Genomic DNA, 12,134 nt, shown 5'->3' with positions numbered 1-12,134 from the left:
TTCCTCGTGCGGCGCAGTTCGCGGCTTTGGGTAACGGGGTGGTCCCCGCGCAGGCGGCAGGTGCTCTGAGCCTGCTGCTTGACCGTGCCCGCGGAGACGGCAGCGCGTAGAGCCTCGATTCGGCCGCGTCCTGGCTCCGCGCGGGTCGGGATGCGGCCTTGCGGGGTCTGACAGGCGAAGGCCATATGCGGCAGTGCACGTCACAATCAAGGCGTTGACCTGGCTAAATAGATTCACTATGACGCGTGCTGTAGTATTTGCCGTGTTGGTGGAGAGCAACCGCCAGCAAGGCCCGAAGCGAAAGAGACCGCCCCCGTGAGCGAGCTGACCGCAGCCCAACAGAGCGTCGTCACCACCGCCCTCTCCTACAAGGCCACCGGCGCCCCGATCCCCGCACACGTCATGGCCGAGCTCGACGAGATCGCCGCGCCATGGCCCGGCCGCTGGCTCCTTCCCTGGGAAGAGGGCGAGCCGGAGCGCGTGGTCGAGCTGTGTGCCGGTCCGGGCGGTTGGGGGGAAGGTCTGAAGACGGTCCTCGGCGTCACCCGCTTCGATGTCGTCGGCGTCGACATGGACGAGGACGCGTGCGCGACCGCCCGCGCAGCCGGCCACGCCCGCATCTGCGCCGACATCACCAAGCTCGACCCCGAGCACCCGGCACTGCGCTGCACGCACGGCGTCATCATCAGCCCTCCATGCCCCAGCTTCTCCACATCGGGTAAGCGCGCCGGACTGCTGGGAACCAACCTCGACATCCTGTGCGAGACCATCTCCTACGTTGGCGAAGCCGCCGGGTTCATCCGCCTCGACGAGGTGTGCTGCGACGAGCTGTATCCCGACCTCGAAGACGACTGCCCGCTGTGCGCCGACCTCGGGTACCACGAGGGCTACGCCCCGCGCTCCGGTGCCACCTGGGACGAAGTCCGCGCCACGCTAGACGGCCTCACCGACCCCCGTATCGGCCTGATGGCCGAGGTAGCGATCTGGCCGCTCGGCCTCCAGGCGGCAGGCGCACCGATCGTGTGGATGGCCATGGAGCAGTCCAGCAACCTGCCTGAGCGGGTCCTGGAAGAACTCTCGATCGAGTTCGGCTGTGCCGACTGGTTCCGTACCTCTTGGGCCGTCCTGGAGGCCGCAGACCTCGGTGTCGCCTCCCGCCGGAAGCGGACGTTCATGATCGCCACCCGGCACAAGTGGGTAGACATCGCCCCGCCCGTCCAGGCCCTGCCGGTCACGACGATGGCCGAAGCGCTCGGCTGGGACGAAGGCGAGCGGATCAATACCCGAGGCAACCGGCCCGTCGACCCGTCCACCGGCCGCGCCAAGGGCGGCAACTGTTTTTCCGCCGACAAGCCGTCCTGGTGCCTCACCGGCAAGACCCGCACCTGGGTCCGCGAACGGGACGGGCTGCGCCTGACACCCGCCGAGGCCGGGACCCTCGTCTCCTTCCGCGTCACCTACCCATGGCAGGGCTCCCGCTCCAGCCAGTTCCAGCAGGCCGGAGACGTCGTCTGCCCCGCCGTCGCCGCGTACGTCCTCGCCGTACTCCACGGCATCGACTGGGAGCCACGGGTCCGCGACTACCTCACCGGCCTCTACCACTACGACGGCCTATGGGGCGATGAGTACGACCTAGCAGTCTGACCTCCGCCGCGCCGCCCGGCCTCCCCAGCGGAGGCTGGGCAGCAGTCCTCATCGTGCAGCAGGTATGGACGTCGAGATCATCCAGAGCGGCTGTCGTGGTCTTCTGCCAGTCGGGGCCAATCGCTGTTGCCCCGACGCAACCGCGTGGGTTCCGAGAGGCTGAGACCGGTCGGCGTCAGAACTGGCACGCGGGCGAAACGAGTTGGGTGCAGATCCTCTGAAGTAAAGATCCACATCCTGTGACGGTTGCTGGCAGGCGTGTCACGGGCCCGTGCGCTGGGAGTGGGCCCCTGCGCGCCGGAGACGCATGGGGCCCTGGACGGGTACGGTCCGGCATAGCTGATGAACCGGGCGTCTTCGGGGAGGGGCCATGAGGATCGCCAAGGCAGCGATCACCGGTTGTGCGGCGGCCCTGCTGGCGCTCGTCCGCACGTCGGCGGCCGGCGCCGACGTGCGCTTCACCACCGGCAAAGGCTCCATCCTTGCCACCTCGGTCGCCGTTCGGGCACGGATTGCGCGAGCTCTCACCGATGCGCGCGTTTACGTGGCGACGGGAACAACGTCACCGTCCCGGACTGCCGTTTGTCCATAGCATCGGTCGGCTGCACGGGGCGGAGAGCATCGAAAGGGCTCGGTTCCTGCTTGCTCTGGACTTCGCCAGCGAGGTGAGGGGCGTCGTCGTTTCGCAGCCGTTCAGGATGCACTTCCCCGGCGATGCCGCCGCAACTCCTGGGCGAGGAAGCGAAAGGCAGAGCCGGACACGTCGATACCGGAAGGGTCGACAAGCACGTTACGTCTCTGGTGGAGAGGGTTCTCTTGGTCAAAAACCTATCTACCAGGGGCTTCATCACGTCGTCACGCCAACTGCCACCTCTGCCCTCAAGTTGGAAAGGGCTCACTGTGAAGAAAGACGAGGACCTTCGCATGTCCGATACCCGACCCAAGGCAGATCCGCAGCCCGCTGAGCTCCTGCTTGAGATCAAGGTCCACACAAAGCGGGACGGCTCGCATGGGCTGGAGCTTCGCTCCCTACCTAGTGGGCTGCACTCTATTACCGCCACCCAGCTTCAGGAGTCTGGAGCGGAAAACGTCGACTCCGGAGGGGGTTACTACGCTCCTCAAGCGCTCCACCCTACCGGGGGTTACATCTCCGAGTGGGTCTCGGCGGTGGTTCCGGGCGGGCTGACGGGGCTGATCGCCGTCCTGACGGCCTTCCTCTACCGCAACCGGGGCAAGAGGTTCGTCATTCGCCACGAGGAGCGAGAGTTCGAGATAGAAGACGTCTCAGTCAAGCAGGCCCAGAGGCTTCTTACCGAGTTCTTCTCCGATCCCCAGCCTGGCACGGCGGGGCTCAACACCGTCCGCCACACCACAGAACCAAGCACCCCCCGGGACACCGGGGAGGCCGGTACTGCCCCCTGCTTAGGCGCGGAACCATCGCCGAACGGCAAACCGGACCTGACCAACCCCGGCCTAGCCGATGCCAAAGAGGGACAGGAGTGAGCAGCATGCACCCTCTCCACCGGTCAGCAGGCGGTGGATCGGCCCCACGCCAAGCCTCGTCCAACTGACAACTATCCCGCCCAGTCACAGCCATGGGCATCTTGGCCGACGGGGCCGCTGAATGTCAGTGCCCGCTGCGACAGTGGCCCCATGACCGCGACCCTCACGGACGGGCAGTCCCCGGACGGCCAGGACCTCGTCGCGCGCCTCCGTGGCCCGGTGCGCGACGCGCTCTCCGGGCGGGCCGACGCCCTCCGGCGCGCCCTGCCGCCCCGTCCGCACGACGCCCGCGGCCGGTACCAACGGCTGCGGGCTCTCGGCGAGGACTAGGCCCGCCGCGCCGCGCTCCTCGACCGCCTTGACGCACTGTGCGCCCACGTCGCCGGGCGGCCGGCACTCGGCTACGACCCCGGCGACCTGCTGCCTGCGGCGGCGCTCGAAGAAGCCGATGGCTTCACCAGCGAGAGCATCGCGCTCCTCATCACCCAGTACCGGGCGCAGCAGACTGCCGACGCTGCTTGAGCGACTTCGGGGCATGTGAGAGGTCTCGCGGCCCCGCCGTCGCCGCCATGACGCTCGCCCTCTTTCACGTTGTTGGGGCGAGTGAGAACTGTTGGGGCGGCGCGGCTGTGCTCACTTCGGCGGACTGGGCAGGATGCCCGCATGAACGACTTCACCTCCGCCGACACCGCCTCCTCTGCCATGACTTGGCCGAAGCGGGAAGCGTTACAACGCCGCCATAGCCCGGCACAGCAGCACGAGTTGAGCGACCCCGATGACTTCCTCACGGATGCGGAACTCGACGCGCTGTACGCGCAGCCGTGCCCGCTCTGCGCCAAGACGGGCCGGTGGGAGAGGAGCGGCCGCACCGTGAGGTTCACGACGTGCGGACATGCCTTCCCCATGCCGAGTAAGCCAGCACCTCTACCGGTCGCATCAGCGCGTCGGCCGGGTGACTGCCTGGAGTCATACGACTGCAGAACTGGCACGCTCACGTTATCCGACGGCACGCTGCCCATGACCTTGAAGTCCATGTGGACACAGACCATCGAGCAGGGCGAGGAGCACTGGCAGATCACGACGACCGTCGGCACGATGAGCGTCGAGAGGGCCGAGGTGGAAGGGGTCGTGCCCTTCGCCTTGGTCAAAGCAGTCGTCGCCGTCGCCGGCGAGGAACCGGCCCCGCCCTGTCATCACCATCAAGTGGCGGGCCAGCGATCGACACGACGCCACATTAGGGCCCGATCCAAGGAAAACCGCAGGTCCTAGGCCCGTCCGGCTGAGTTGTCGTACGACTACCTCGTGTGAGGTTGCGTCCGGCCCATCGTTTCGCACACGCGGCAGATCTTCACCCGCGCCGACGGTTACTCTTAGTGTGGAATCAGGTACTTTCGGCAAGGAGTGCCGGCTGGTCGTCCTCGACAGCGGCGTCGCCATTCTCTGCGGACTTTAGGAGATCGACGGCGAAGGCTCTGACCTCTTCGCTCAGGCCGTCATCCGGCCACGCTTGACGGCCGTCGAGGGTCTGCACCCACATGATCCGACCTTCGTCCTGGCCGCTGATGCGCTTGGACATGTGCGCCTCCTCGCGTACTCCCTTTACTGTCGCACAGTTGCACGGCTCACAGAAGCCCTCGGGCCTTCTTAAATTCCGCCCGACACTCCCTCACCCATTGTGCCAAGGTGGATACGATACGTATCGCGGCTGGTATGAGGAGTAGTGCGAGGATCAGGCACTCCGCCCAGAAGAGAACTGTGAATGCGCATTCCATATTCCCGGACGTGTTGATGCAGAACAGTGTAAGGACGGCTGCGAAGCAAATTACCGGAATGCACCACGACACGCCACGTAGGCCGACGAGCATCCTGTCCTCGAGTGCGTGGGCGCCTGAAGATGAGCGAGCCAAGACCGTTATGGAGGCAGCCCCCACGGCGAGAAATATCGATGTGAGTAGCACGACCAGGTTGATTGCCGAACTCGCCCCGGTCTTGGCGATGACGAGGTCCCCGCTCTTCATGTACCCGACTACCAGAAGTACCAGTACCGTAACTGCAGTTACCAGGGTGGCGAGCATCCAGCCAACGGCTCTTGATCGAAGCTTCAGGTCGAGTCTGTAGTCTGTGTCAGATGTGAAGCCATGCGCTGCTGCATGGAAGCAGTGGCGGCCGAGGTACCCCTCATGGTATTTGAGTAGTTCTGGCGGCCGGGGTGTCAACCCTCGTGAGCGCGGGTGGATTTCCACTCCACCCGGCACCCATACCTCGCAGTGGTAGCTGCGGGGGTCTCCTGCCGGCGGGGTTGTCATAAACTTCCATGTCTCCCAGCCGAAGAGACGAAAAACTCCGCGCCACGGCCGCTTCCTGTCTGCATCCCAGTTGTTGGCCAGGTCCGTCGTGATCTTTACCATGCACTCGGTTCCTGGTTTCTTGGGAATCAGGGCGCAGAGAATATGGCAGCCCGACAGGACCTTGACGGAGAGTCGGAAGAAATCAGCTGAACCTCGTTCGCTGAACAGGCGATTGGCCTGTTCGAGGCTGAGTCCCCATGGCTGTGACCGCATTTCCTCATAGACACGCTCGCCGTCGCGATATTCGGACGTGGTGATCTCCCGGAACGCAGAGGCCAAACCGTCGGGGTGGTCAGCAAGCCAAGGAGTACGCGGGATTTTATCGCCGATGAGAGCTTCGGTGGCAGCAATCAGGAAATGGCGCTCCAGCATCGAACACTCGCGGCTGCGCAGCCGCGGAAGCGAGTGCCCTTCGTCATCACACATGCGGAACCGGTAGGAGAGGCTCGCTTTGTCTAGCAGCATGAGGGGAACCATGCTTTGCCGCTGTGTTCCTGACATGTTCTTGAGGACAGGTGCCTCGTCGGGAACAGTGATGTGGAAAGCTATGGTCGACCGCACCGTCCGAGCATCGACGAACTCGAATGTGTCCACCCTCCGGTGCATCCAATCCGATCGCGAAAGCCATAGGCGTCCCAGCCTCATCCCGACACTCGGCTGGTCGAACTCGTCCCGGCTGGTCAGTAGGAGGGGTGTCATCGTCTCTGCGCCTCCTGTGCAGCGGCGCGCTGACTGGGCCCCCATCGGAAGGCCTGGGCACACGCGGTGCCGTTCAGCGGCCTGATTCCATCGTGGACATGTACTCGGCGCTGCCGCAAGCCGGGACTGAACGCCTCCGGACCGTGATGGACTCCGTCTTCATGCTCGAGACAGAGCTGAGCCCGCCCCTGCAGTTCGACACACTCGTCGAGGCCGCCTAACTAATAGCGGCGTCCGAACAACTTGCACCTTGGGCGCCCTCCTGACGCCCTCGCGTAGGTCGCCGCGACGGTAGCCCTGACGGCCGGAATGCTGCCCTGCACTACCCGCCCGGCACGTTCCTGTGGCCGTGCCCGGTGATGAACGGAGCACCACATGCAGCCCGCCGTCCTCTTGGCCATCGATGCCTGGGAGCAGCACTGGCACCAGACGCAGGCCGCGGCCGTCGCCGCACTGAAGGCCGCCTTCCCCCGGCTCGGCGACCGTCCGCGGTACGTCGGCTGCAACGACATCCGCCTGGAGTACGAGGAGGCCGGGCTCGGCGGCGGGAGGGTCTGCCTCGACGACGAGGGGCGCGCCAACGTCGAGTTCGGCCAGGTCCCCAACGAGGTGATCGCGCGCGCTGTTGACGAGATCCGGCTCCCGTACCTCGACTACGCCGACGGGCCGCTGCGCGAGGCGCCGCCCGGCACATACGTCTACGAGTGCGAGGGGTCGACCGCGCAATTCGAGTTCGTGCTCGGCACGCGCGGGCACGGCCAGGTGATCATCTCGTTCGCCACCATCCCGGATGCCGTGGCGATCCTCGACACCCTGCAGCGCGCTCTCGACGAACACGACACCGGCGCGACGCGACACTGACCAGGCCGTTTCGTACGGTCCGCCCCCATGAACCTTCACCGCTTCCGATGGGCGCCCGACGTCTCCGTGCTCTCCAAGATCCTGACCGACAGTGACGGCATCAAGATCCGCACCTGGAGCACGAGCAGGCTCCCGGCCAGGTTGTACGTCTCCGTCATCCGGCAGACCCGAGAGGCGTACTACGGGCCCGTCGGCAAACGACCGCCGGGCCTGTGGAAGCGCGTCCTGCACGCCCTGGTGCTGAGCAACGGGTTGAGCTACCTGCATTTCTGCCCGGACCTGCCGCCCATCGTGCTCGGGATCGAGCTGTCCGTGCCGCGGTTCACCCTCCTGCTTGGGTGCGAGACGCGCCGGCACAACCAGGCGCTCGCCGAGCACTTCGCCCAGCGCTGCCCGGCATGTGTCGCCGCCGGGTGGGGCCCGCCGGAGAACGCGACGTAAGGCGCAGCCGCCGTCCACTCTCCCGTCGCTCGCCCCGCTGCTTCCCTCTGGGACCGCGCCCGCGGTCCGGCGGCCGGGCAGGACGGAGGCCCGATCGTGGCCCGACGACGCACCGGCCCCACGGACACAGTCCGCGACCTCGTCTTCCAGCGCGATGGCGGGTGCTGCGTCCGCTGCGGCTCCCTGCATCGGCTGACGATCCACCACCGGGTCAACAGGGGCATGGGTGGCGCGCGCGAGCCGTGGATCAACCAGGCGCACAACCTGCTGCTGGCCTGCGAGGTGTGCAACGGCTGGTTCGAGGACAACCCGAAGCCCTCGTACGAGGCCGGGTGGAAGGTCAGGCGCCCGCAGCTCCCCGACAAGGTAGAGGTCCGCTATGGGGACGGGCGGGTTTTCCGGCTCACCCCGGACGGCGTGCGCACCGCGGTCGTGGGAGCGGCCCGATGAAGCGCGGGGCAGCAGGGTTCATCGACTTCGGCCGGTGGACAGCCGGCACCTGGGCCACGAAGACGCCCGGCATCTGGTTCGCGGTCGGCTATACCTACAACCGCGACGAGCGGCCGTATGGCGCCTGCGGGCCCGCCTTTACGGTCGGTCGCCGCACCTGGGCCGTGTTCCCCCTGTACTCCCGCGCCGAGTACAAGGAGCGGAAGGGCGACCCTTGGGCGAAGGAGAGCGAGGAGTTCCAGCTGCTGCCGCGGCCTCATCGCCGTCTGCGGCGGCTGCTGTGGTGGCGGTGAGGCGGCTGGCCGGGCTCGGCGTTCTGCGGCGCAGCGCCGTCCCGCGCACGGCAGTCGGCCGGATCGCCCTCACTGACGCTCCACACTCCCGCGATCCAGGTATGCACGTCGACGTCGAGGGGCCGGTGATCCTGCTCGGCCGGTTGGGGTTTGCCCTGCTCAGAAGGGGTGCGTGGCGTACACCATGACAAGCTTATGCCCTCCGCTGTACTATTTGTGGGTTCGTTCGGCATGGGGTTGCCCCAGCCTTCGCCGGCACCAGCCCGGTGCCCTACCCGACGGAGGCCAGTCATGCCCGCTGCGCACCACAAGCTCACGGTTCCCGATCACAAGACGCTGCGCGACGAGGCCACGAGCCAGGTCAAGGAGGAGCTGGGCAAGATCGCCCGTCCCGACGACCGGTTCAAGAGGGCCTGCGAGATCGTGCAGCAGGCCGACCTCGAGATCGCCGCCCACACCGAGGAGCGCAACCAGGCTGCTCTGTCGCTGTGGTTCTACGACGGCGTCCGCGGCCTGGACAAGGTTCTCGGCATCCTCCCCAACGCGTACTCCGAGATGCGCCGCTTCGCCCTGCATGGCGACAAGAAGGCGACGATCAACCCCGGGGGCGACCTCAACGCCCGCATGACCGCCGAGGAGCGCATCGCGGCCGCGCAGAAGGCCGGCGTGCCGCGCCTCGACCCCGACGAGGCCAGCGAGCGGCTGCCGGCCCTCGCTGCGACGGTGTCGGTCGCCGCGGCCCGCAGGAAGGCCGCGATGCCGTTCCTGCAGGACGCCGCGCTCGCACTCACCGAGGACCCGTACGACTGGTCCACGGACCGCATCGCCAAGCTCGGCAACACCACCCCGAAGTACGTGCGGGACGTGAAGAACAAGGCGGCAAAGCGCCGCGGCCACTGAGCCGCCGCCCCTCTGGCCCGGCCCCGAAGCACCACCGGGGCCGGGTTTTCAGTCCTCGGTGATTGACCGGGGCCTGAAAATCCGGCGCCGGAGAACCCGGCTTCCGGTGGTCCGGGTCCCGGTGGACCGGGTTCCGGCAGATCAGGCGCCTTTAGTAAGAACATCAAGCAAGACCATCAAGTAGTTACGGTGCCTTCGCTTCGCTCAGGCACCGTCGGCATCCGGCGGTCAGCAACCGGCCCCTTCGACGAGACGGGTTCCGCGCCGTACTCCAAGCGGACGGCGCCACTGTCACAGATTCGGCAGAAGCGACGTTCCCCCTGGTATGACGACCATGCCCGACCCCGTCCCTCTGGCCCGCCACTACTACGAGACCCGCCGCGAGGTCTTGGCCGCTGGCGGCGCGCAGCTCACGCCCTGGTACCAGCTTGCTCCCGAGGAGCGGGCCGTCGCCGTCACAGAAGCCGTGATCATCCAGGAAGCGGTGCGCCGCGCGAACGAGGAGCAGGCGGTGCTCATGGCCGTCCTGGCCGGGCGCCTACCCGCCGCCGACGAAGTGACGACTCCTGGGTAACCGCCGGTCGCAGCCACCCGGAAAGCCTGATTCATCCTCTAGGGCTCGTCCGAGTTACGCACTAGGGTCCCATCATGATGGTGACGATCAAGGCAGAGTGGCAGCACGACGGCCGGGGCGTGCAGTGCGAGCTGGTCCTGAAGGACCCGCAGCGGGGCACGGTCACGCTCCCGGCCACCCTGATCATCGACGAGGATGACGTCGAGACCCCGCAGATGCTCGTGAAGGGCCCTTTGAAGATCACCGCCGAGGCTCCCGGTTTAGCTGGAATCACGCTGTCCAGCGAACCTGCGTAGGACCAGCCCCGACGGCGCGCCGTCGAATCGCAGCAGAGGGTCGTTGAGCCGGGTGTAACAGGATCGACCCTCCCGACGTACTACTGAGTGCTGAGGCCCGCGCGGCTCCCCTCACCCCCGGCTGCGCGGGCCTCGAGCCGGACCCCGGCGCGCGATTCAGTCTCGTCACACATCGCGCCGGAACGGCGGGCTGGCCGGGCGTCAGGGCATGGGCGCCCGGCCAGCCCGCGACACAAACCCGGCACGGGCGGCACCTTCCAGGCCATGTCCCGCCCGCAGCCTGAGCAGCCGACACGCACCCGCGTGGTCCCCCCGGCATCGAAGCTGCAGCACGCCCGCCCCGGCGTCGTCTCCCGCGACGCGGCCAACGTCGCCGACATCCTGCTGCGACTGCCGCCCACGGAACGCCGCAACGCCTTCAAGAGCCGTCTGACCGCCCGCGAGCGGCCCCACGTCATGCGGGAAGTCGAGCGCGCCACCGGCTCCTTCTACGGCCTGTGGCGGGATACGCCCTCCGGCTTCGTCGAAGACGTTCTCGGCGAATCGCTGTGGAGTAAGCAGCGCCAAGTCCTCGACGCCATCGTCGACCACAAGAGAGTCGCGGTCCCCGCTGGCTTCGGCGTCGGCAAGACCCACCTCGCCGCCCGCGCCGCCGTCTGGTTCACCAACGTCTACCCCGTCGGTACCGCGCTGTGCATCACCACCGCGACCCGCTTCCGGCAGGTGCAACGGCAGCTGTGGCCGCACATCCGCAAGGTCGTCCCCCGTGCCGGCCTGCCCGGTGCCTGCGACACCGTTCAGTACAAGATGCCCGACCCGTACGGCAACGACTTCGTGGCCGCGTACGGCTTCTCCGCTCCGGCAAATGACGAGGCGGCGATGCAGGGGATCCATATGCCTCACCTGCTGCTCATCGTCGACGAGGCGGGCGGTATCGCCCCGATGATTGGCCACGGCACCAACAACTTGCTGACTGGCGGGCACGCGGCGATGCTCGCCATCGGCAACCCCGCGATGGACGATCCGGCCTCGTGGTTCGAGGAGTTGTGCATTGAGGGCGACGACCCGAGCGAGCCGACCACCGTCACCATCCCGATCTCCTCGCTCGACTCCCCGGCGATCACCGGCGAGCTCGCCCCTTACTGCACCGACTGCCCCGAAGGCGGCGATCGGCACTCCCTCTCCGACCACATGCCCGACCAGGACTGGGTGGACCGCACCGTCCGGTCGTACGGCGAAGACCACCCGTACGTCATCGCCAAGGTCTACGCCCGCTTCCCCAAGGGCGGCGGCGGCATCGTCATCCCACCAAGCTGGGTCGAAGCCGCCATATCGTACGAGGACCCCACCGGAGACGGCTGGCACCGGCTGTGCGACCTCGGCCTGGAAGGCGAGACCGCACAGCACACCGTCCGCGAAGGCGCCTGGGTCCGCCTCGGCGTCGACGTAGCCGCCGACGGTGGCGACGAATTCACCGTGTACCGCGCCGTCGGTGACGCGTTGGAGTTCCGGCACGCCTCCGCTGGCGCCGCGAACGACAACCAAGTGTCCGTCGCCGAGGTGGTCCTCGAGGAGATCCATGCCGCGCAGCGCCTTGCCGACGCCCTGAACTCACCCCACCCCGTACGCGTCAAAGTCGACCAGAACGGCATCGGCCACGGAGTGGTCAGTATGTTGGAGCGATGGGCGGAGACCGGCCGACATGGCGCGCAGATCGTCGGCGTCATGGTGTCGGAGTCCCCGAGCCAGGACGACCCCGGAGCCGTCATGCGACCATGGCGTAAACGGGACGAGATGTGGTTGGCGACCAGGAGCCTCCTCCAGCCGGACCCGTCCTCCGGCCGCGGACGGTTGCGTCTCCACGTCGACAAGAAGGCCGCCGCGCAGCTCTCCACCCCGAAGCTGCTGTCAACGACCAGCGGGTACACCCAGATCGAGTCGAAGAAGGCCATGAAGTCGCGCGGCATGAAGTCGCCGGACCGAGCCGAAGCCGTTCTCTTGTCCCTGTACGAGCCGGAGCCCCTTCACAGGCCGCGCCGCCGCGGCCTCCTTAACTGAGCGGCGCGCTGGAAGCGCATAGGAAATTCTATTGGTGCTGCCTGAAGGGTGGCAGTGCCTGTTGGGC

16 protein-coding genes are annotated in these 12,134 nt (G+C 67.1%); 14 read left to right on the top strand and 2 right to left on the bottom strand.

Translation table 11 applies throughout. From position 1 onward, the window contains the following. Positions 1–315 precede the first annotated feature (315 nt). The 5 genes from IE295_RS30515 to IE295_RS30495 all read left to right on the top strand — a co-directional run bounded on the left by IE295_RS30515 (position 316) and on the right by IE295_RS30495 (position 4,416). Complete coding sequence (locus IE295_RS30515; RefSeq protein WP_190067025.1) at positions 316–1,644, top strand: DNA cytosine methyltransferase; 1,329 nt, start codon at positions 316–318, stop codon at positions 1,642–1,644. A gap of 370 nt (positions 1,645–2,014) precedes the next feature. After that, entirely contained in the window at positions 2,015–2,236 is a 222-nt protein-coding gene (locus tag IE295_RS30510) for a hypothetical protein (RefSeq protein ID WP_190067024.1), read from the top strand. A 122-nt stretch (positions 2,237–2,358) separates the two neighbouring features. Then, entirely contained in the window at positions 2,359–3,147 is a 789-nt protein-coding gene (locus IE295_RS30505; protein WP_190067023.1) for a hypothetical protein, read from the top strand. Positions 3,148–3,297: 150 nt separating this feature from the next. Then, a complete protein-coding gene (locus IE295_RS33965; RefSeq protein WP_224323483.1) occupies positions 3,298–3,477 on the top strand; it encodes a hypothetical protein in 180 nt (59 codons plus the stop codon). 333 nt (positions 3,478–3,810) lie between these two features. Further along, positions 3,811–4,416: a hypothetical protein gene (locus IE295_RS30495; protein WP_190067022.1), complete on the top strand. Its 606-nt coding sequence runs from the start codon at positions 3,811–3,813 to the stop codon at positions 4,414–4,416. Between the two features lie 112 nt (positions 4,417–4,528). Here IE295_RS30495 and IE295_RS30490 read toward each other — a convergent pair whose 3' ends face one another. Both IE295_RS30490 and IE295_RS30485 read right to left on the bottom strand, forming a co-directional pair. Continuing rightward, positions 4,529–4,723 carry a hypothetical protein gene (locus IE295_RS30490; RefSeq protein WP_190067021.1) on the bottom strand — a complete coding sequence of 65 codons (195 nt, stop codon included), beginning with the start codon at positions 4,721–4,723 and terminating at the stop codon, positions 4,529–4,531. A gap of 46 nt (positions 4,724–4,769) precedes the next feature. Then, positions 4,770–6,089 (bottom strand): hypothetical protein, encoded by a 1,320-nt coding sequence (locus IE295_RS30485; RefSeq protein ID WP_190067020.1) that lies wholly within the window; start codon positions 6,087–6,089, stop codon positions 4,770–4,772. 197 nt (positions 6,090–6,286) lie between these two features. Between IE295_RS30485 and IE295_RS34220 the strand changes: the two genes are divergently transcribed. The 9 genes from IE295_RS34220 (at position 6,287) to IE295_RS30445 (ending at position 12,067) form a co-directional block, all read left to right on the top strand. Then, positions 6,287–6,415 carry a hypothetical protein gene (locus tag IE295_RS34220; protein ID WP_263453992.1) on the top strand — a complete coding sequence of 43 codons (129 nt, stop codon included), beginning with the start codon at positions 6,287–6,289 and terminating at the stop codon, positions 6,413–6,415. A gap of 154 nt (positions 6,416–6,569) precedes the next feature. Further along, positions 6,570–7,055 (top strand): hypothetical protein, encoded by a 486-nt coding sequence (locus IE295_RS30480; protein WP_190067019.1) that lies wholly within the window; start codon positions 6,570–6,572, stop codon positions 7,053–7,055. 27 nt (positions 7,056–7,082) lie between these two features. Continuing rightward, positions 7,083–7,496 carry a hypothetical protein gene (locus tag IE295_RS30475; RefSeq protein ID WP_190067018.1) on the top strand — a complete coding sequence of 138 codons (414 nt, stop codon included), beginning with the start codon at positions 7,083–7,085 and terminating at the stop codon, positions 7,494–7,496. A 96-nt stretch (positions 7,497–7,592) separates the two neighbouring features. Further along, positions 7,593–7,946, top strand: coding sequence for an HNH endonuclease (locus IE295_RS30470; protein WP_190067017.1), 354 nt, complete (start codon positions 7,593–7,595; stop codon positions 7,944–7,946). After that, a complete protein-coding gene (locus tag IE295_RS30465; protein WP_190067016.1) occupies positions 7,943–8,239 on the top strand; it encodes a hypothetical protein in 297 nt (98 codons plus the stop codon). Before IE295_RS30470 ends, IE295_RS30465 begins: the two co-directional genes overlap by 4 nt. A gap of 291 nt (positions 8,240–8,530) precedes the next feature. Next, positions 8,531–9,139 carry a hypothetical protein gene (locus tag IE295_RS30460; RefSeq protein WP_190067015.1) on the top strand — a complete coding sequence of 203 codons (609 nt, stop codon included), beginning with the start codon at positions 8,531–8,533 and terminating at the stop codon, positions 9,137–9,139. Positions 9,140–9,473: 334 nt separating this feature from the next. Next, a complete protein-coding gene (locus IE295_RS30455; protein ID WP_190067014.1) occupies positions 9,474–9,713 on the top strand; it encodes a hypothetical protein in 240 nt (79 codons plus the stop codon). Between the two features lie 74 nt (positions 9,714–9,787). Then, a complete protein-coding gene (locus IE295_RS30450) occupies positions 9,788–10,009 on the top strand; it encodes a hypothetical protein (RefSeq protein WP_190067013.1) in 222 nt (73 codons plus the stop codon). 303 nt (positions 10,010–10,312) lie between these two features. Next, positions 10,313–12,067 carry a hypothetical protein gene (locus IE295_RS30445; RefSeq protein ID WP_372479558.1) on the top strand — a complete coding sequence of 585 codons (1,755 nt, stop codon included), beginning with the start codon at positions 10,313–10,315 and terminating at the stop codon, positions 12,065–12,067. Positions 12,068–12,134 lie beyond the last annotated feature (67 nt).

The sequence above is a fragment of the Streptomyces griseocarneus genome, from assembly GCF_014655595.1.
GTDB lineage: Bacteria > Actinomycetota > Actinomycetes > Streptomycetales > Streptomycetaceae > Streptomyces > Streptomyces griseocarneus.
The sequence above is the reverse complement of the archived record's forward strand: the minus strand, read 5'-3'. Positions and strand labels throughout refer to the sequence as shown.